Source organism: Caulobacter sp. 17J80-11, assembly GCF_014349105.1.
Lineage (GTDB): Bacteria > Pseudomonadota > Alphaproteobacteria > Caulobacterales > Caulobacteraceae > 17J80-11.
Window position 1 is genome coordinate 80,558 of sequence record NZ_JACSJI010000001.1, and the last position, 18,548, is coordinate 99,105.

General features: G+C 71.1%; 16 protein-coding genes. 9 read left to right on the forward strand and 7 right to left on the reverse strand.

Translation table 11 applies throughout. The annotated features are described in order from the left end of the window. Nucleotides 1-53 precede the first annotated feature (53 nt). Genes H8B08_RS00425 through H8B08_RS00435 form a run of 3 tightly spaced genes read left to right on the forward strand, consistent with a single transcriptional unit; the run spans nt 54 to nt 2,544 of the window. Complete coding sequence (locus H8B08_RS00425; protein WP_187448261.1) at nt 54-659, forward strand: CHAP domain-containing protein; 606 nt, start codon at nt 54-56, stop codon at nt 657-659. Then, nucleotides 625-1,563, forward strand: coding sequence for a magnesium transporter CorA family protein (locus H8B08_RS00430; protein ID WP_370545361.1), 939 nt, complete (start codon nt 625-627; stop codon nt 1,561-1,563). The genes H8B08_RS00425 and H8B08_RS00430 overlap by 35 nt, the downstream gene beginning before the upstream one ends. Before the next feature lie 60 nt (nt 1,564-1,623). Then, nucleotides 1,624-2,544 (forward strand): thioesterase family protein, encoded by a 921-nt coding sequence (locus H8B08_RS00435; RefSeq protein ID WP_370545362.1) that lies wholly within the window; start codon nt 1,624-1,626, stop codon nt 2,542-2,544. Here the strand turns inward: H8B08_RS00435 and H8B08_RS00440 are convergent, their stop codons facing one another. Beyond that, entirely contained in the window at nt 2,545-3,447 is a 903-nt protein-coding gene (locus H8B08_RS00440) for an alpha/beta fold hydrolase (RefSeq protein ID WP_187448263.1), read from the reverse strand. A 133-nt stretch (nt 3,448-3,580) separates the two neighbouring features. Continuing rightward, a complete protein-coding gene (locus H8B08_RS00445; RefSeq protein ID WP_187448264.1) occupies nt 3,581-4,066 on the reverse strand; it encodes a Fur family transcriptional regulator in 486 nt (161 codons plus the stop codon). A 97-nt stretch (nt 4,067-4,163) separates the two neighbouring features. On the opposite strand from H8B08_RS00445, the gene H8B08_RS00450 reads away from it, so the two are divergent. Next, entirely contained in the window at nt 4,164-6,149 is a 1,986-nt protein-coding gene (locus H8B08_RS00450) for a TonB-dependent receptor (RefSeq protein ID WP_187448265.1), read from the forward strand. Between the two features lie 212 nt (nt 6,150-6,361). Then, on the forward strand, nt 6,362-7,144 hold the full coding sequence (locus tag H8B08_RS00455) for a SapC family protein (RefSeq protein ID WP_187448266.1): 783 nt from the start codon (nt 6,362-6,364) through the stop codon (nt 7,142-7,144). Nucleotides 7,145-7,204: 60 nt separating this feature from the next. Here H8B08_RS00455 and H8B08_RS00460 read toward each other — a convergent pair whose 3' ends face one another. Continuing rightward, nucleotides 7,205-7,576, reverse strand: a complete 372-nt coding sequence (locus tag H8B08_RS00460) for an acyl dehydratase (protein ID WP_187448605.1) — start codon at nt 7,574-7,576, stop codon at nt 7,205-7,207. A 212-nt stretch (nt 7,577-7,788) separates the two neighbouring features. On the opposite strand from H8B08_RS00460, the gene H8B08_RS00465 reads away from it, so the two are divergent. Both H8B08_RS00465 and H8B08_RS18980 read left to right on the forward strand, forming a co-directional pair. After that, nucleotides 7,789-9,912, forward strand: a complete 2,124-nt coding sequence (locus tag H8B08_RS00465) for a protein-disulfide reductase DsbD family protein (protein ID WP_370545363.1) — start codon at nt 7,789-7,791, stop codon at nt 9,910-9,912. Beyond that, on the forward strand, nt 9,909-10,037 hold the full coding sequence (locus tag H8B08_RS18980) for a hypothetical protein (RefSeq protein ID WP_255500601.1): 129 nt from the start codon (nt 9,909-9,911) through the stop codon (nt 10,035-10,037). Before H8B08_RS00465 ends, H8B08_RS18980 begins: the two co-directional genes overlap by 4 nt. Before the next feature lie 4 nt (nt 10,038-10,041). Here H8B08_RS18980 and H8B08_RS00470 read toward each other — a convergent pair whose 3' ends face one another. Then, on the reverse strand, nt 10,042-10,494 hold the full coding sequence (locus H8B08_RS00470) for a hypothetical protein (RefSeq protein ID WP_187448267.1): 453 nt from the start codon (nt 10,492-10,494) through the stop codon (nt 10,042-10,044). Between the two features lie 102 nt (nt 10,495-10,596). Between H8B08_RS00470 and pgi the strand changes: the two genes are divergently transcribed. Both pgi and hisS read left to right on the forward strand, forming a co-directional pair. Next, the gene (pgi, locus tag H8B08_RS00475; RefSeq protein WP_187448268.1) at nt 10,597-12,210 is read left to right on the forward strand and encodes a glucose-6-phosphate isomerase; all 1,614 of its coding nucleotides are present in this window, start codon (nt 10,597-10,599) and stop codon (nt 12,208-12,210) included. 214 nt (nt 12,211-12,424) lie between these two features. Beyond that, entirely contained in the window at nt 12,425-13,912 is a 1,488-nt protein-coding gene (gene hisS / locus H8B08_RS00480) for a histidine--tRNA ligase (RefSeq protein WP_187448269.1), read from the forward strand. A 268-nt stretch (nt 13,913-14,180) separates the two neighbouring features. Here the strand turns inward: hisS and H8B08_RS00485 are convergent, their stop codons facing one another. From H8B08_RS00485 to H8B08_RS00495, 3 genes are all read right to left on the reverse strand, one after another. Beyond that, nucleotides 14,181-14,996, reverse strand: coding sequence for a CPBP family intramembrane glutamic endopeptidase (locus H8B08_RS00485; RefSeq protein WP_187448270.1), 816 nt, complete (start codon nt 14,994-14,996; stop codon nt 14,181-14,183). Between the two features lie 37 nt (nt 14,997-15,033). Beyond that, nucleotides 15,034-16,140 carry a helix-turn-helix domain-containing protein gene (locus tag H8B08_RS00490; protein WP_187448271.1) on the reverse strand — a complete coding sequence of 369 codons (1,107 nt, stop codon included), beginning with the start codon at nt 16,138-16,140 and terminating at the stop codon, nt 15,034-15,036. 109 nt (nt 16,141-16,249) lie between these two features. Then, entirely contained in the window at nt 16,250-18,376 is a 2,127-nt protein-coding gene (locus H8B08_RS00495; protein ID WP_187448272.1) for a M13 family metallopeptidase, read from the reverse strand. Nucleotides 18,377-18,548 lie beyond the last annotated feature (172 nt).

Sequence of the window (18,548 nt, forward strand, 5' to 3'; positions counted from 1 at the left end):
TCTCGCCACCAATCCGACGCTCGGACGTTCCCTGCGGGTCCGAGAGTACGCGTATGAAGGCGTCCGCCCTGATCGTGCTGGGCGTGCTCGCGGCGGCTTCCTGCGCCGCCCCGCCGCCCCCGTCCCCCATCCCCCGATCCGCCCCCCCGTCCGCCCGCGCCCAGCCGCCGCCGGCCGCTGAGCCGGGCTCGCGCAGCTGGTGGGAGTGCGTCCCCTATGCGCGCCAGAAGTCCGGCATCCAACTGCGCGGTGAAGCCTGGACCTGGTGGTCCCAGGCGAAGGCGAAGTATCAACGCGGCCCCGAGCCCAGGTCGGGGGCGGTCCTGGTCTTCCAGCCGTTCAAGGGCGCTCGCCTCGGCCACGTGGCGGTGGTCACCCAGGTGCTGACCGACCGCATCGTCCTGGTCAGCCACGCCAACTGGGGCGGCAGCCGCGGCAAGATCGAGGAGGGCGTGACGATGGTGGACGTCTCGCCGGCCGGCGATTGGAGCCGGGTGAAGGTCTGGTACAAGCCGGCCGGGAACCTGGGCGGGAGCGTTTACCCCACCTACGGCTTCATCTATCCAACTCCCGTCCGCAGCGTCGAGACCGGGGTTCCGCATGTTGAAGGTGGTTCGAGCGGGCGTGGCGGAGCCCGTCCTGGTGGATCCGACGGTTGAAGGCTGGAGCCTGCCCGCCGACGCGGTCTGGCTGGATCTCTTCGCCCCGACCGCCGAGGAAGACGTCGCGCTCGAACGGGCGCTGGGCGTGCCCCTGCCGACCCGCGAGGACATGGCCGAGATCGAGGCCTCGAGCCGCGCCTATCTGGACGAGGGCGCGACCTACATGACCGCAACCGTGCTCTACAACGTCGACGCGGAAGTGCCGGCCTCGGGCCCGATCACCTTCGTCCTGACGGGCGGGCGGCTGGTGACCATTCGATATTTCGAGCCGCGCTCGTTCAAGACCTTCGTCGCCAACCTCGAGCGGCAGGCCGAACCCTGCAAGTCGGGCGTGGACACCTTCGTCGGCCTGTTCGAGGCCATCGTCGACCGCACCGCCGACAATCTGGAGCGCACCTCGGCCGAGGTGGAGGACATCTCGCGCACCGTGTTCGGGCGTCGGCGGCCGACCAGCTTCGAGCAGATCCTGACCCGGCTGGGGCGCAACCAGAACGCCAACGCCAAGGTGCACGACAGCCTGGCGACGCTCTCCCGCATGGCCAGCTTCGCGGCCCTGTCCGCCGACGTCGAGAAGAGCGTCGAGGCCCGCCACCGCCTGAGGACGGCCGCCCGGGACGTGCAGTCGCTGATCGAGCACTCGGCCTATCTGGCCGGCAACATCACCTTCCTGCTCGACGCCGCGCTGGGCATGATCAACATCGAGCAGAACGCCATCATCAAGATCTTCTCGGTGGCGGCGGTGGCCTTCCTGCCCCCGACCCTGATCGCCTCGATCTACGGCATGAACTTCGAGCACATGCCCGAGCTGCACTCGGCTGCGGCCTATCCGACGGTGCTCGTCCTGATGGTCGTGTCGGCGGTGGCGCCGCTGTGGTGGTTCCACCGCAAAGGTTGGCTCTGAAGCGATTTACCCGGCCGGCGAAGCGGCCCACAGTCCGCGCGCTTTTCGGTGGAGGTCGGCGTGAGCGGGGCGATCGAGGTCTGGCGCGGCGGAGTCGACGCCTGGGAATGCGACGAGATGGGGCACCTGAACGTGCGCTTCTATCTCGCCCGCGCCTACGAAGGCCTGGCCGGCCTGGCCGCGGCGCTGGGCATGCCCGACGCCTTCTCGCCCCACGCCGAAGCCACCCTGCTGATCCGCGAGCACCACGTGCGCTTCCTGCGCGAGGCCCAGGTCGGCGCGCCCCTGCACATGACCGCGGGCGTGCTGGAGCTGGGCGAGAGCGATCTCGTCGCCGTCCAGATCCTCACCCACAGCCTGACCGGCCAGCCCTGCGCCGCGATCACCACGCGCGCGATCCACGTCACCGCCGCCGAGGGGCGCGCCTTCCCCTGGTCGGGGCGGGTGCGCGCCGCGGCCGAGGCCCTGCGCGTGGCGCGTCCGGCCGAGGCCGAGCCCCGCGGCGTGGGGCCTGCGCCGGCGGCCCTGAGCGCCTCATGGGCCGAGGCCGACCGCCTGGGCCTGCCGGTCGTGGCGCGCGGCCTGGTCCGGCCCGGCGATTGCGACGTGTTCGGCCGCGCCCGCCCGGAGGCGCTCATGGGGCGCGTGTCGGACGCCGCCTGGCACCTGCTGTCGGGCGTGTTCGACGCCTCGGCCGCGGACGCCGGCCCCAGCGGTGGAGCGATGCTGGAGTGCCGCTTCGTGTTCGAGCGGCTGCCGCGGGCGGGCGATCAGGTCTGCGTGCGGGCCGGCCTGGCCGAGGTGGCCGAGAAGACCACGCGCCGGTTCGACTGGCTGCTGGATCCGGTCGGCGGGGAGCCCTGGGCGGTGATGGAGGCGGTCGCCGCCGGCCTCGACCTCAAGGCACGCAAGCTGGCCCCGTTCGGCCCGGCCGCGCGCGCCCAGATGGAATCCAGGCTCGTGCCGGGGATCGGCTGGTAATCAGACCGCGGCGTCGAGGACGGCGTCGCGGACCAGGTCGGCCCGTTCCATCGGGAAAAAGTGCGATCCCTCCACCGTCTCGACGGTGGCGTGCGGATGCTTGCGCCGGAAGGCTGCGGCGTCGCCGACATGGCAGGTGACGCTGTGCGGCGCGCGCAGGATGCGCACCGGCCGCTCCAGGGCGCCGAGCGCCTTCCACGGGCGGTTGGCCTGGGAGACGAAGTTCGAGGTCTCCCATTCCGGCGAGCAGGCCAGCTCGACCCCGCCTTCGGCCCGCTCCACGAAACCGCCGGCGACGTAGTCGGCCAGCACCGTATCCGGCCAGGTCTTGAAGGCGCCGCGGCCCTTGTAGGCCTGGAAGGCGTCGGCGCGGCTGTCGAACACGGCGCGCCGGCGCGCTGCGGCCAGGGCGATCGGCGCGCGCGCCCGGCCCAGGGTCTGAGCGCCCGGCAGGTGCATCAGCGCGCTCTGCAGCGGCGACCAGATCACCGGATCGAACATCACCAGGTTCGACACGCGCTGGGGGCGTTTGGCCGCGGCCAGCAGGGCCACGGTTCCGCCCATGGAGTGGCCGGCCAGGGTCACCGGCGGGCCGCCCAGCACGTCCAGCAAGGCGCCGAGGTCGTCGCGGTAGTCGTCCCAGCTCCTTCGCCCGCGCGGCTCGGCCGGCAGGCGGGTCGCGCCGTGGCCGCGCAGGTCGGGGGCGACGATGCGCAGCGACGCCGACAGCGGCGCCAGGATGGAGCGGTAGGTCAGCGCGTTGAAGCCGTTGGCGTGGAGGAACACCACGTCGACCGCCCGGCCCGGATCGCCGAAATCCAGCACGGCCATCTCGCCGTCGCCCCACGGGCTGCGGATCGGAATCATCCGGCGCCGGGGTTCCTGAAATCGGGCGGCGTCCATGCCGTACTCCGAAATGCGCGTTGACTGTTAGCTAGGAAGCAGGAAACCGGCTTTCCAGCGCCAGAACCTTTGTTAGAGCGCGATGGTCGCTGAAACCGGCGTCCACTTTCAGCTATCGCGCTCCGGGCGCAAGTCAGCTCGCGCGACAGGCGGCGCACAGGCCGTGCGCCTCCACCGTCAGGTTGGCCACCACGAAACCGTCGCGCCCGGCCGAGGCGACCAGCACGTCCGCGCCGGCCGGCTCGATCTCGCGCGTGGCGCCGCAGCAGTCGCAGATCAGGAAGGCCGCGGCGTGGATGTCCGCGCCCAGGCGGCAGGCGACGTAGGCGTTCAGGCTCTGGATTCGATGGGCGAAGCCCTGGCGCTCCAGGAACTCCAGCGCCCGGTAGACCGTCGGCGGCTTGGCTGCTTCGCCGTCCGGGCCGAAGGCGGCGATCAGGTCGTAAGCCTTCACCGGGCCTTCCGCCTCGAGCAGCAGCTCCAGCACGCGACGACGCGGCGCGGTCAGCCGCTGGCCGCCCGAATCGCAGCGCGACCCGGCCTGGTCGAGCGCCTGGGCCAGGGCCGCGCCGGTCAGGCCGACCCGGCCTGCGGCGACGTGTTCACAGCGGTGGTCCATGAATCTTGGCTACCTGTGCGCCGCGCGCCCTGCAACAGACTTGACCGGATGTAATGTTATTTCATAACACTTCCAGCTTCGCAGGAAGGAACGTTTGATGCGCAGCTGTCGGATCGCCCTGTTCGGGGTCGCCGTCACCGCTTTGAGCGCCGGCGTCACCGTGGCTCCCGCGTTCGCGCAGGACCAGTCGGACAATGTCGAAGAGGTGGTGGTCACCGCCTCGCGCATCGGCGTCGCCGAGCAGGCGATGACCGCCAACGTCGACGTCTTGGACGAGAAGGACCTGGCGGTCGCGCCGTCGGTCGGCCTGGGCGACCTGGTCGCCGGCATGCCGGGGGTGCGCTCCACGGCCTTCGCCCCGGGCGCCAGCCGGCCGGTGATCCGCGGCCTGTCGGGCCCGCGCGTGCAGGTGCTGACCAACGGCCTGGGCCAGATCGACGCCAGCTCCGTCTCCCCGGACCACCAGGTCGCGAGCGATCCCTCCGGGGCCAAGCGGGTGGAGGTCGTGCGCGGCCCCTCGACCCTGGCCTACGGCGGCTCGGCCATCGGCGGCGTGGTCAACATCATCGACGACCGCGTGCCCAGCGAGCCGGCCAAGGGCCTGGCCGACGGGCGCCTGGCGACCCAGGTCTCCAGCGTCGACAACGGCCGCAGCGTCGGCGGCGCGGTCAAGGTGGGCGAGGGCCCGTGGGTGGTCGGCGCCGAGGCCATGCACCGCGAGACCGACGACTACAACATCCCCGGCCCGGCCATCTCGCAGCAGCTGGCCAACGAGCTGGGCGTGCCGCGGGTCGGCCCGTCGATCGTGCTGAACAGCCGCTCGCGCGTGAGCGAGTACGGCGCCGGCGCGTCCTACATTACCGGTCTGGGCTATGTCGGCGCGGCGGTGACGCAGACGAACAGCCGCTACGGAACGGTCGCCGAGGAAGACGTCAAGATCGACCTCAAGCAGACCCGCTACGACGCCCAGGGCGAGCTGGACGTCGGCTTCGGCCCGTTCGAGAAGTTCACCGGCGCGGCCGGCTACGCCGACTATCAGCACACCGAGCTGGAGGACGGCGAGGTCGGCACCGAGTTCCTGTCCACGGGTTGGGAGGCGCGCGCCGAAGCCGTCCAGAAGGCCCGCGGCGGCTGGAACGGCGCGGTCGGCCTGCAGGCCCTGCACCGCGACTTCGACGCCATCGGCGAGGAGGCCTTCGTCCCGGCCACCGTCATCGACGAGGCCGGCATCTACACCGTCCAGCGGCTCGACCATCAGGCCTGGGGCTTCGAGGCGGGCGTGCGCCTGGACCGCCGCGAGCTGGACAGCATCGTCGCCGACCGGGAGTTCACCAACTTCTCGGCCTCGGGCGGGGTGTTCTTCCGGCCCGCGACGGGGCTCTATCTCGGGCTGACCCTCGCGCGCAACGAACGCGCCCCGACCGAGGTCGAGCTGTTCGCCAACGGCCCGCACGTCGCGACCGCCTCCTTCGAAGTCGGCGACCCGACCTTCGACACCGAGATCGCCAATTCGGTCGAGGCGGCGGTCCACTACGTCTCGGACCGTTTCGACGCCGACCTGCACCTGTTCGGCGCGCGCTACGACGGCTTCATCGACGCCGTGCCGACCGGAGTGGTGGACGCCGACACCGGCCTGCAGATCTTCCAGTACCAGCAGCTCGGCGCCGACTTCTACGGGCTGGAAACCGACATGACCTGGCGGGTCTGGACCGACGGCGAGCGGACCGTGTCGCTGACAGGCGCCGGCGACTACGTGCACGGCGAGACCGACGTCGGCCCGCCGGCCCGCATTCCGCCGTGGTCGGCGACGGTCGGCGTGAAGTACGAGACGGATCGCTGGCAGACGGCGCTGGAGGTCCACCACGCCGGCGAGCAGGACCGGGTCGCCCAGTTCGAGCTGCCGACCGACGCCTACACCATGGTCAACCTGTCCGGGTCGGTGAACCTGTCGGATTCGGTCGTGCTGTTCGGGGAGGTGCACAACCTCAACGACGAGGAGGCGCGCGAGGCGGCTTCGTTCCTGAAGGACATCGCGCCCCTGCCGGGCCGCAACTTGCGCGTCGGGCTGAGCTACCGGTTCTGATCGACCTGGAGCGCGATAGCTGAAAGTGGACGCCGGTCTCAGCGACCCATCGCGCTCTAATCCAAAGAGTCAGAGCCTTCTGATCCGTTTCGAATGGTCCCCATTCGAAACGGGAAGGCTCTAGGGTCGCTCGCGGCGCGACCTTCGTTGCCGCCGGCCGATCCTTCCGCTACGAAGTCCGACCTTACGCCATTCTTCGAACACAAAGTCCCATGGAACAGACCCAGGCCGCCGGCGCGCTCACCGGCAACGTGCTCTTCTACGGCCAGCCCGAGCCGCTGAATCCCGAGCTGCACGGCGCGCTCGGCGTCAACCGGACGGCCAAGCCGTACGGCTTCGTCACCCAGACGCACGTGGTGCCGCTGACCGTCACGGAGTTCGCGCCGGCCTCGCTGTCCTACCCGATCGTGTTCGTGGGCGACGCGAAGTCGCCGATCGCGGTCATGGGCCTGCGCCAGGGCGAGAACCTGTTCGTCACCGCCGACGGCGAGTTCCGCATGGACGCCTACATCCCGGCCTTCGTGCGCCGCTATCCGTTCGTGTTCGCCAACGACGACCAGCAGCAGCGCATGATCCTGTGCGTGGACCGCAACGCGCCGTTCGTGTCCGACAAGCCGGACGTGCCGTTCTTCGAGAATGGCGAGCCGTCGGCCTACACCAAGAACGCCATGCAGTTCTGCACGGACTTCGAGACCGAGCGTCAGCGCACGGAAAGCTTCGTGAAGCTGCTGTCGGACCTCGACCTGTTCGACGTCCGCGAGGCGGTGTTCACCCCGCAGAACCCGGACGGCACCCCGGGCCAGCCGCAAAAGATCGCCGAGTACTTCGCCGTCTCGGAAGACAAGCTGAAGGCTCTGCCGATCGAGAAGCTGGCCGAGCTGCGCGACAACGGCGCCCTGGGCCAGATCTACGCCCACCTGGTGTCGCTGCTGGGCTGGGACAAGCTGATCGCCCTGGCCGTCAGCCGCGCCGCGCCGACCGCCGCCAACGCCTAAGTCCCGACTTCAGAGTTCGGACGCTGAAGGGCCTTCCCGTCGGGGAGGCCCTTTTTGCATCTAGCGCGCGAACACGGAGCGGGTCAGGCAGGAGAAGACCAGCCGGCCCGCCTCGTCGACCAGGTCGTGCTGGGCGATGACCACCCCCTTGTTGTCCCCGACCTTGTCCTTGCCCAGCACGGTCATCCGCCCGCGGAGCAGTTCGCCGGCGGGCGGGTTGCGCGCCCAGCGCAGGGCGTCGACGGCCAGCCGCTTGTGCGGCCCCCAGGCCGGCGAGGCGTCGGCCTCCAGCTTGGTCCACACCGCATAGATCATGGCGTCCGGGACGCCGCTTTCGACCTCCCAGCCGGGCACGAAGCGGCGTGCGAAGTCGGCCACCGCGGCCTCGTCGACCGCGATGGCGCCCAGCGGCGCGACCTGGCCGATCGTCATTTCGTCGAAGTCCACCGAGCGTTCCTCCAGGCGGCAGGCGCGGCATCTTGGCTCCTGCCGCGCCCGTGTCGAGCCCGGCCGCGAAAATCCCCGGCGTCGCGGGCCTGGCGGGGTTCAACGCTCCGAAAGGTCGCACGGCGCCGTGTCGTCTGTCCTTCCGCCCTGAACCGCGCCATATAGCCGTCGAGCTATCGACGGTTTTGGGGCCTGACGTGATCGGACGGGTGCTTGCGGCGGTGACGGCGGCGGCGACGCTGGCGGGCGCGCTTTCAGCGCGCGCCGAACCTGTGCGCACGGCCCACATGGAGGCCGAGCTGGCCCCGATGTCGGCGACCGCGACGCCGGGCTCCACCGTGTGGGTGGCGCTGCGCCAGAAGCTGGACGACGGCTGGCACAGCTACTGGCGCAACGAAGGCGACGCCGGCGGCCCGACCGAGATCAAGTGGACCCTGCCCGAGGGCTGGAGCGCCGGCGACATCCTGTGGCCGGCCCCGCAACGGATCCGCACCCAGCAGCTGATGAGCTACGGCTTCACCGGCGAGGTGCTGCTGCCCACGCCGCTGCAGGTTCCGGCCGACGCCAAGCCGGGCGACGTCGCGCACCTGACGGCGCACGCGGACTTCTTCGTGTGCAGCGACACCCTGTGCGTGCCGGAACAGGCCGACCTGGCGCTGGACGTAAAGGTCGCCGAGGGCCCGGCCGCGCCGGATGCGACCTTCGGCCAGGCCGTGGCCGACGCCCTCGCCGCCGCGCCCAAGCCGGCCGGCCTGCATGCCGCCGTGCAGCTGCAGAACGGGTCGCTGAAGCTGGCCGCCTGGGGCGGGCCGCTGACCGGGGCCGACGCCGCCGGGGCCTACTTCTTCCCCTACGAGCGCGGGGTGATCGCCCACGCCGCCGAACAGACCATCGAGCGGGGGCCCGAGGGGCTGACCCTGACGCTGAAGCCGGACGCGCGCTTCACCGGGGTGACCGGCCCGATCGCGGGCGTGCTGGCCACGAAGGCCGGCGCCTGGGAGATCACCGCGGTTCCGGGCGCCGCCCCGGCCATCGCCGCCGGGAAAGGCCCGGCGCCGAGCGCGGACCAGGCGGGCGCGACCGCCGCGCCGCGCGCGGGGCTCGGCGTCGCGACCGCGGTGCTGTTCGCCCTGCTGGGCGGCCTGCTGCTGAACCTGATGCCCTGCGTCTTCCCGGTGCTGTCGATGAAGGCCGCGCACCTGGCCGAGCGCGCGCATGCGCCCGGCGCGGCGCGGCGCGACGCCCTGGTCTTCCTGGCCGGCGTGGTCGTCACCTTCCTGGCGCTCGCCGGGGTGCTGATCGCGGCCAAGGCGGCCGGCCAGGCGGTCGGCTGGGGCTTCCAGCTGCAGTCGCCGTGGGCCACCGCCTTCCTGTCGCTGCTGATGCTGTCGGTGGCGCTGAACCTGTCGGGCGTGTTCGAGCTCGGGACCTCGGTCCAGGGCGCCGGCGCGGACCTGCAGCGCCGCGAGGGCGCGCTGGGCGCCTTCTTCACCGGCGCGCTCGCCGTGGTGGTCGCCGCCCCCTGCAGCGCGCCGTTCATGGCCACGGCCATGGGCGCGGCCCTGGCCCAGGGGCCGGTGCTGACCTTCGCGGTGTTCACGGCGCTGGGCCTGGGCCTGGCCCTGCCGTTCGTGGGCTTAAGCTTCTCGCCCGCCCTGCTGCGCCGCCTGCCGAAGCCGGGGCCGTGGATGGATGCGCTCCGCCGGCTGCTGGCCTTCCCGATGTACGCCGCGGCCGCCTGGATGGCCTGGGTGTTCGCGCGCCAGAGCGGCGACTTCGGCCTGGCCTTCCTGTTCGGGGCGGCGCTGGCGCTGGCCCTGGCGCTGCACCTCTACGGCCGGGCCCAGCACGCCCAGGGCCGCCGCGCCCTCCTGCCGCTGGGCGGAGCGGGCGTGGCCTTCGCCGCTGCCATATTCCTGGGCGTCTGGGGCGCCGCCGCCGAACCCAGCGCGACGCCCGCCGAAGCGGCCGCCACCGCCACGCCGTCCGAGCCGTTCGCGCCCGCGCGCCTGGCCCGGCTGCGCGCCGAGGGCCGCCCGGTGCTGGTCAACTTCACCGCCGACTGGTGCGTGACCTGCAAGGTGAACGAGCGGGTGCTGGAGGCCGGCCCGGTGAAGGCCGCCTTCGCCCGGACCGGCGTGGTCTACATGGTCGCCGACTGGACCCGTCGCGACGACGTCATCGCCGCCGCCCTGGCCGAGCAGGGCCGCTCGGGCGTGCCGCTTTACCTGCTGTACCGCTCCGGCGAAGCCGAGCCGGTGGTGCTGCCGCAACTGTTGACTGAAGGGGCGCTGATCGACGCGCTCGAGGGGGCCGCGTGATCAAGCCCAGAGTCGTGCGTTCGACGCCGTTGTCGCCCTACCGCCCGCGCATCCGTCGCGCCGCCGGCGTGCTGTTCGCGCTCGGCCTGACCGCCCTGGCGGCGGCCCTGCTGGGCTCCTCGTAGTCGCTCAGACCGGCGGCTTGAGCGGGGCCAGCAGCACGCCCGAATTGTCGTCCAGCAGATAGATCAGGTCCGACAGGGCCGCGTCCTGGTCCGCGCCCGTCGTCGCGGTCTCCAACTGTTCGATCTTGCGCGACAGGTCCTCGGAGATCCCCTTGAGGATGCACTTCAGGTCGCCGTCGACCGCTCGCGCGGCCAGGTCGCGGTGACCCTTCATGTCCAGTTCCGACAGGGCGGCGGCCTGGGCCTTCACCCCGGCCAGGCCCGGCCAGGGCTTCGGCGCGCCCTTCACCCCGGCGCCCCGAAACGCGGCGACCTCGTCGTGCAGCGCCTCGGCGCGGGCGATGATCTCGGCGTAGAGCGGTTCGGTGGCCAGCGAGGCGGGCGGGGGCGCCGGGGTCGCCGCGGCGGCGGGGTCGGTCGCAACCAGGGCGGCGGCGAGGGCGAGGGCGCAGGACATCGGGCGGCTCCGAAAAACGTGCGGACGCGGGAACCTTAGCGCCGGCTCCTTAACGTCGCGCTTCTACTGGCGCCTCGGATAACGGCGTGCATGAATGGCCCCATGAGCCTCCCCGACGCCTGGGCCCGCCTGAAGCGCGCGGCCGACACCCGCACGCCCATCGTTGAACTGTTCCGCCAGGAGCCCGACCGCCTCGACCGTCTGACGGTCGAGGCCGCCGGCCTGACGCTGGACCTGTCCAAGCAGCCCTGGTCGACCGACGGCCTGGCCGCGGCGGTGAACCTGGCCCGCGCGGCCGGTGTCGAGGAAGCCCGCGCGCGCATGTTCGCGGGCGAGCCGATCAACACCTCCGAGGGACGCTCGGTCCTGCACGCGGCGCTGCGCGCCCGCGTCGAGGACGGCTTCCGCGCCGCCGGCGAGGCGGTCGGCCCGGCGGTGCAGGCGGTGCTGGACCGCATGCGCGCCTTCACCGAAGCCGTGCGCTCCGGCGAGATCCGCGGCGCCACGGGGCGGCCGTTCCGCTCGATCCTGCACATCGGCATCGGCGGCTCCGATCTGGGCCCGCGCCTGCTGTGGGACGCGCTGCGCCCGCTGAAGCCCCAGATCGACCTGCGCTTCGTGGCCAACGTCGACGGCGCGGAGCTGGCCCTGGTCAGCGCCGACCTCGATCCGGCCGAGACCCTGGTGGTGATCGTCTCCAAGACCTTCACCACTCAGGAGACCCTGGCCAACGCCGAGGCCGCGCGCGAGTGGCTGCGCGCCGCGCTGGGCGAGCAGGGGGCCAAGGCGCACCTGGCCGCCGTCTCCACCGCGCTGGACAGGACCGGCGCCTTCGGCATCGCGCCGGAGCGGGTGTTCGGCTTCTGGGACTGGGTGGGCGGCCGCTATTCCCTGTGGTCGGCGGTCAGCCTCTCGGCGGCCGTGGCGCTGGGCTGGGACGCCTTCCAGGGCTTCCTCGACGGCGGGCGGGCCATGGACGCCCACTTCCACGCCACGCCGCTGGAGCGCAACGCCCCGGCCCTGCTGGCCCTGGCCCAGGTCTACAACCGCGACGGCCTGGACCGCCGCGCCCGCTCGGTGGTGCCCTACGCGCATCGCCTGCGCCGGCTCGCCGCCTTCCTCCAGCAGCTGGAGATGGAGTCGAACGGCAAGCGGATCGGCAAGGACGGCCGTCCGGTCGCGCACGGCACCGCGCCGGTGGTGTTCGGCGACGAGGGCTCCAACGTCCAGCACGCCTACTTCCAGATGATCCATCAGGGCACGGACGTGGTGCCCTCCGAGTTCATCGCCGTCGCCGAGGCGAGCGAGGGCGCGCCGGGCATGCACGCCAAGCTGTTGTCCAACGTCCTGGCCCAGGCCGAGGCGCTGATGGTCGGCCGGAGCGAGGCCGAGGTGCGCGCGGAGCTGCGGGCCAAGGGCGTGAGCGCGGCCGAGATCGACGTGCTGGCGCCCCAGCGGGTGTTCCCCGGCGATCGGCCCTCGACCGTCATCCTGCTGGATCGTCTGAGCCCGGAGCGCCTGGGCGCCCTGATCGCGCTTTACGAGCACAAGACCTTCGTCGAGGGCGTGGTCTGGGGGATCAACAGCTTCGACCAGTGGGGCGTGGAGCTGGGCAAGGTGATGGCCGGCCGGATCCTGCCGGAGCTGGAGGGCGGCCCCGCCCAGCCGCACGATCCGTCGACCACGGCCCTGATCGCGCGACTTCGGCGCGGCTAGCCGTCCGCGCCCCGGTGGGCTATAGCCCCGGCGTGATCCGCAGCTCGCACCATCACGCGCACCACCACCACCCGACCTCTGCGGAGGGCGCGGGCCGGGGTCGCGCGGCTTAAAGCAAGCCGGACCCGAAGGCCGAGCCCCCGCCCAAAGCGGATGGGGCTTTGAGCCGAAGCGCCATCCGTCGAACTTCCTCCCCGAACGACGACGAGCGCCCATGACCGACCAACCCGCCGACGATTTCCGCCCCGAAGCCCGCTCGCCCCGCGGCTTCCAGGACCGCCGCGCCCGCGACCTGCGCGCCGAGCGGCGCATCCTGGACGCCGTGTCGAAGGTCTATGAGCGCTACGGCTTCGAGCCGCTGGACACCCCGTCGTTCGAGTACGCCGACGCGCTCGGCAAATTCCTGCCCGACAGCGATCGTCCGAACGAGGGCGTTTTCGCCCTGCAGGACGACGACGAGCAGTGGATGGCGCTGCGTTACGACCTGACGGCGCCGCTGGCCCGGTTCGCCGCGCAGAACTGGGACGGCCTGCCCAAACCCTTCCGCCGCTACGCCTTCGGCACGGTGTGGCGCAACGAGAAGCCGGGGCCGGGCCGCTACCGCGAATTCCTGCAGTGCGACGCCGACACGGTCGGCTCGGACCGCCCGGAGGCCGACGCCGAGATCGTGGCGCTGGGCGTCGAGGGGCTGGAGGCCGCCGGCCTGCCGGCCGGCTCGGCGGTGATGAAGATCAACAGCCGCAAGCTGCTGAACGGCCTGATGAGCCAGGCCGAGATCACTGACCCGGTGCAGCGCCTGATCGTGCTGCGCGCGGTCGACAAGCTGGACCGCCTGGGCCTCAAGGGCGTCGGCGACCTGCTGGGCAAGGGGCGTCTGGACGAATCCGGCGACTTCACCAAGGGCGCGGGCCTGGGCGGCAAGGCGATCGAGGCGGTTCTCAGCTTCGTGCAGGCCGGCGTCGGCGCCTCGCGGGCCGAGACTCTGAACCGTCTGGATCCGGTGGTCGGCGGCTCGGCCGAAGGGGCGGAGGGCCTCGCCGAGCTGGCCCGCATGGACGCGGCGCTGAAGGGCATGGGCGTGGCCGAGGAGCGCGCCCTGTTCGATCCGGCCGTGGTGCGCGGCCTGGAGTACTACACCGGCGCGGTGTTCGAGGCCGAGCTGACCCTGGACACGGTCGACGAGCGTGGCGAGCGGGTGAGGTTCGGCTCGGTCGCCGGCGGCGGCCGCTATGACGACCTGGTCGCCCGCTTCACCGGTCAGCGCGTGCCGGCCACCGGCCTGTCCTTCGGCGTCAGCCGCCTGGTCGCCGCCCAGCGCGCCATCGCCCTGATGGAAGGCCGCCAGGAGCGCGACGCGCGCGGGCCGGTGGTCGTGATCGTCTTCGACCAGTCGGCCATGGCCGAGTACTTCGCCGTCGCCGCCGAGCTGCGCGCCGCCGGCATTCCGGCCGAGGTCTACCTCGGCGCCTCGGGGATGAAGGCGCAGATGAAGTACGCCGACCGGCGCATGTCCCCGGCCGCGGTGATCATCGGAGGCGACGAGCTGGCGGCCGGCACGGCCACGGTGAAGGACCTCGACCTCGGCCGCGAGCTGGCGTCGAACCTGGCCGACAACCGGGAATGGCGGGAGTCCCGCCCGGGCCAGCAGACGGTCGCCCGCGCCGACCTGGTCGAAACCGTGCGACGGATCGTCCAAAATTGACGCGTTTGTCAAATATGGCAAACTAATCGCTGATCATGTACGGAATGAGGCAGAAACAGCCTTAGCAGGCGATTGACATGGCGGTTTTTTGACCGCTTTATGTATCCAGCGTGAGATCAACGAGCGCGCAGTCGCACGAGATCTCCGGCGTTTCGGGGAGGAAACGCCCGCTCCAATGAGAGCAAAGGCCCGCCGCGAGGATCCTCGCGGCGGGCCTTTCTTTTGTGCAGATTAAATTGACAAAACTGTCAAAACTTGGGGGCGGTCGCTAGTCGGCGGGGCCGCCCCACAGCCAGGCCTTGCCGCACACGACGCGTCCCCCGCGGCGGCGGGCGGCGGCGACGGTGATCACGACCGAGACGACGATGACGGCCAGGCGCAGGGCGTTCGCCGTGGCGGAGCTGAAAGCCGCTTCATCGAACGTGAACAGCTCCCACATGCCGTTCATCAGCACGTGGAAGGCGATCGGGACCCAGAGGTTGAAGCGCCACTCGGCATAAAGCCAGGCGAACCAGACGGCCCCGAGGCCGGTCATCAGGAACGCCTCCAGCGCCGCCGTCGGCGTGTCGCCCTGGTAGAGGTGGGCCGCGCCGAAGAAGGCCGCGCCGACCAGGGCGGCGGGCAAGAAGCCCCAGCGGGCGAAGCGGAACAGGAAGCCGAACAGCAGGGCGCGGTAGAGGATCTCTTCGGCGATCCCCGGCAGCAGCGCCCGGCGCATCAGGATGTTGAACGGGTCTTCCGGCGGCGTGTAGGGCGCCGTCAGGGCGAAGCCGGCCAGCATGACGGCGGTCCCTGCTACGCCGACGGCGATGCCGGCAAGGACGGACCCGTTCAGGCCCAGGGCGCCCGGCGCGGCCCTGGGGCCGAACAGGGCCGCGGCCAGGGCCAGCGGCAGGGCCAGGTAGAGGCCGTAGCCGACGACGGCCAGGGCCGCCGTGCGGGCCACGCCGGTTAAATCGCCCGCGACGGCGCCGAAGGGGATCAGGCCGATGCTGTCGACCAGGATGAAGACCGCCAGGGCGGCCAGGGCGACCAGCCAGCGGCGGCCGGTCGAGGCGGGAGGAGTGAGGGAGATCGTCGTCATGCCCGACCGGTAGACGCGGCCGCCGCGCCGGGGCTCCTCAGATCCCGGCGGGATCGCTCCTCAAAACACGATTTCCGTCGGCGGCCGAGGCCAGCGCGCGCGCCCGGAAGTCGCTGGGCGACAGGCCTTCCTGCAGCTTGAAGGCGCGGTTGAAGGAGGCCAGGGAGGCGAAGCCGGAGTCGAAGGCCAGCGAGGCGATCTTCTCGTCGGCCAGGGCCGGATCGAGCAGGGCCCGCTTCGCCGCCGCGACGCGCCAGGCGTTCAGGAAGCTACGGAAGTGGCGGTGGCCCAGCTGCTGGTTGATCAGGCGCCGAACCGCCGGCTCGGGCGCGTCCATGCGCTGGACGAAGCCCGCGAAGTCGAGCTCGGGGTCGAGGTGGACCTGCTCGACCTCCGTCAGCGCGTGCAGACGGCGCAGCAGGCGCGCGTCCGGACCCGTGGCGGCGGGCGCAGGCGCCGCGACGGGCGCCGGGCTGCTGGCGGTGGCGGCGGGGCGGCGCGTCAGGACCTCGGGATTGGCGCGCAGCAGCCAGTGCGCCAAGCGCACGGCGATGAGCAGGATCGCCGCGTTCTGGGCCAGGGTGAACCAGTGCGGCATCCAGCTGAAGCCCAGGAAGGCGTCGACCGCGAAATCGGTGAGCACAAGGCCGGCGACGGCGATCGGCACGACCACCCGCGCCGGGCGGCGGCCCTCGACGAGGTCGCCCTCGAGGCCGCGAAGAATGCGCCAGGCCAGGTTCGCCAGCATGGCCGAGCCCAGCCCGATCAGCAGCCAGGACAGGTCGACGTTTTCCAGGCCGCTTCCGAGATAGCCGCGGTCCAGCAGGAACAGGACAAACCAGGCCGCGCCGCCGCCGAGCTCCACCGGGCCCAGGCGGAAGTCGTCGTCGAACACCGCAAGGCAGAACCACCAGAGGAAGATGACGGCGTTGCCGCTGAAGACGCGCGCGACGCTCAGGACCAGTCCCGAGGCCTCAAGGGCGTCGTCGGGGGTGTTGACCCCCAGGAAGCCGGCCAGCCCCAGCGCGAAGGGCAGGAAGTAGCGGAACAGCCGCTCGCGCGGCGCATAGGACAGCAGCAGCAGGGCGACGGCGACGAGCACGCCCGCGCCGCCCACGCGCAGAATGACGTCGAGATCTTGCAAAGCCGTCCGCCTCCCGTCCTTCGTGCATACGGGCGCCGCGGACAAAGAAAAAGGGCCGGAGCGTCGCCGCCCCGGCCCTTCTCGTCTCGTCGGGCTGAGCCTGCCCGGATCACCAGATCCGGACGCGATCTTCCGGCTTCACGTAGTACTTCTCGCCTTCCTTCACGCCGAAGGCGTCGTACCAGGCGTCGATGTTGCGCATCGGGCCGATGACGCGGAACTCCGGCGGCGAGTGCGGGTCGGAGACGACCTGCTGCTTCATGGCGTCGTCGCGGTACTTGCCACGCCACACCTGAGCCCAGCCGAGGAAGACGCGCTGGTCGCCGGTGATGCCGTCCAGCACCGGCGATTCCGCGCCGTTCAGCGACACGTGGTAGGCGTCGAGCGCCAGCGTGATGCCGGCCAGGTCGCCGATGTTCTCGCCCATGGTCAGGCCGCCCTGGACGTGGCTGCCCGGGATCGGCTCGTAGCTGTCGTACTGGGCGCCGAAGCGGTCGGTCTGGGCTTTGAACTTGGCCGCGTCCTCAGCCGTCCACCAGTCGCGCAGCGCGCCGTCGCCGTCCGACTTGCGGCCCTGGTCGTCGAAGCCGTGGCCGATCTCGTGACCGATCACGCCGCCGATGCCGCCGTAGTTCACGGCCATGTCGGCGTTCGGATCGAAGAACGGCGGCTGCAGGATGGCGGCCGGGAAGACGATCTCGTTGCGGGTCGAGGAGTAGTAGGCGTTCACGGTCTGCGGGGTCATGCCCCACTCTTCCTTGTCGACCGGCTTGCCCAAGCGCTCGACGTTGTACGCCCACTCGAACTTACCTGAGCGGACGACGTTGCCGTAGAGGTCCGAGCCGTCGACGGTCAGGCCCGAATAGTCGCGCCACTTCGACGGATAGCCGATCTTCACGCCGAACTTGTCGAGCTTGGCCAAGGCCTGGGCCTTGGTCTCCGGGCTCATCCAGGCGAGCTTGGTCTCGATGCGGGTCCGCAGGGCCGAGCGCAGGTCGCCGACCAGCTTCTCCATCTTCGCCTTGGATTCCGGCGGGAAGTACTCGGCCACGTATTCACGGCCGAGCGCCTCGCCCATGGCGCCCTCGGCGAAGCTCACGCCGCGCTTGGCGCGGGCGCGCTGCTGGGGCGCGCCCGACATGGTGTGCGAGCGGAACTCCCACTGGGCGTCGGAGAAGCGCTTGGACAGGTACGGCGCGGCCTGATCGACGGTGTGGAAGGCCTGCCAGGCGCGCAGTGTCTCGATCGGGGTGTCGGCGAAGATCTTGGCGATCTTCGGGAAGGCGGTGTTTTCCGACACGATGGCGCGGTCGGCCTTCTGCAGGCTGGCGGCCTTCAGATACTCGCGCCAGGCGAAGCCCGGGGCGTACTTCTCGAGCTGAGCCACGGTCATCGGGTTGTAGGTCTTGTCGTCGTCGCGACGATCGATGCGCGACCAGCTGACCTCGGCGATCTTGGTCTCCAGCGCGACGATGTCCTTGGCGGCCTGGGTCGAGTTCTCCCAGCCGACCTGGCGCAGCATGCGCGCGACGTAGGCTTCGTACGCGGTCTTTTTGTCCGCGAAGGTGTCCTTCAGGTAGTAGTCGCGGTCCGGCAGGCCCAGACCGCCCTGGAACAGGTACAGGGCGTTCATGGTCGGGTTCTTGCCGTCGGCGTCGACGTAGGCGTTGAAGAACGACGCGCCGAACACGCCGTTGGTGGCGCCCATCGAGCGGGCCATGTCGGCCTTGGTCTTGATCGCGCGGATCGCGTTCAGGTCCTTGGCCAGCGGGGCTGCGTCGAGCTGCTGGATGCGCGCTTCGTCCATGTAGCTGTTGTAGAGCGCGCCGATCTTGCCCTGGTCGGTGTCGGCCGCGGCGCCGGAGGCCGAGGCCTTCTCGACCAGCACGCGCAGGCGGTTGTCGGACAGTTCGCGCAGCAGGTCGAACGAGCCGTAGCGCGAGCGGTCGGACGGGATCACCAGAGCGTCCATCGCCTTGCCGTTGGCGTAGCGGAAGAAGCTGTCGCCGGGCTTCACGCTGGTGTCCATGCCGGCGGTGTCGAAGCCCCACGTGCCGTACTTCGGCGCTTCGGTGCTGGTCCAGCCGGAGCCGGCCGGGGCGGCGGCGTCTGCGGCGACGCCGAACAGGGAGACCTTGTCGCAGACCGAGTCCAGGCACACGCGGTCTTGGGCCTGCGCGGCGGACGCGACCGCCAGCGCCGCCATGGCGGCGGCGCAGAGCAGGAGCTTCTTCATGGGAATTTCTTCCTCGCCTTATTCTCGAAAGACTGGCGGCGACTGTGAAGCATAAGCCCCAAGCCGTCCCTTAACATTCTGTCATGTTCGCCAGCCGCTCGGCGGCAGTCGCCAGATCGGTGGCCTTCCAACAAGTTTCTCGCCGGCCTCGGGCGAAAATTTGGCGATAGTC

What these genes read in the sequence shown, in the direction of transcription:
- H8B08_RS00425 (WP_187448261.1), top strand. Translation starts at nt 54, where the DNA reads ATGAAGGCGTCCGCCCTGATCGTGCTGGGCGTGCTCGCGGCGGCTTCC.
- H8B08_RS00440 (WP_187448263.1), bottom strand. Translation starts at nt 3,447, where the DNA reads ATGGACGCCGCCCGATTTCAGGAACCCCGGCGCCGGATGATTCCGATC.
- H8B08_RS00445 (WP_187448264.1), bottom strand. Translation starts at nt 4,066, where the DNA reads ATGGACCACCGCTGTGAACACGTCGCCGCAGGCCGGGTCGGCCTGACC.
- H8B08_RS00450 (WP_187448265.1), top strand. Translation starts at nt 4,164, where the DNA reads ATGCGCAGCTGTCGGATCGCCCTGTTCGGGGTCGCCGTCACCGCTTTG.
- H8B08_RS00455 (WP_187448266.1), top strand. Translation starts at nt 6,362, where the DNA reads ATGGAACAGACCCAGGCCGCCGGCGCGCTCACCGGCAACGTGCTCTTC.
- H8B08_RS00460 (WP_187448605.1), bottom strand. Translation starts at nt 7,576, where the DNA reads ATGACGATCGGCCAGGTCGCGCCGCTGGGCGCCATCGCGGTCGACGAG.
- H8B08_RS00470 (WP_187448267.1), bottom strand. Translation starts at nt 10,494, where the DNA reads ATGTCCTGCGCCCTCGCCCTCGCCGCCGCCCTGGTTGCGACCGACCCC.
- pgi (WP_187448268.1), top strand. Translation starts at nt 10,597, where the DNA reads ATGAGCCTCCCCGACGCCTGGGCCCGCCTGAAGCGCGCGGCCGACACC.
- hisS (WP_187448269.1), top strand. Translation starts at nt 12,425, where the DNA reads ATGACCGACCAACCCGCCGACGATTTCCGCCCCGAAGCCCGCTCGCCC.
- H8B08_RS00485 (WP_187448270.1), bottom strand. Translation starts at nt 14,996, where the DNA reads ATGACGACGATCTCCCTCACTCCTCCCGCCTCGACCGGCCGCCGCTGG.
- H8B08_RS00495 (WP_187448272.1), bottom strand. Translation starts at nt 18,376, where the DNA reads ATGAAGAAGCTCCTGCTCTGCGCCGCCGCCATGGCGGCGCTGGCGGTC.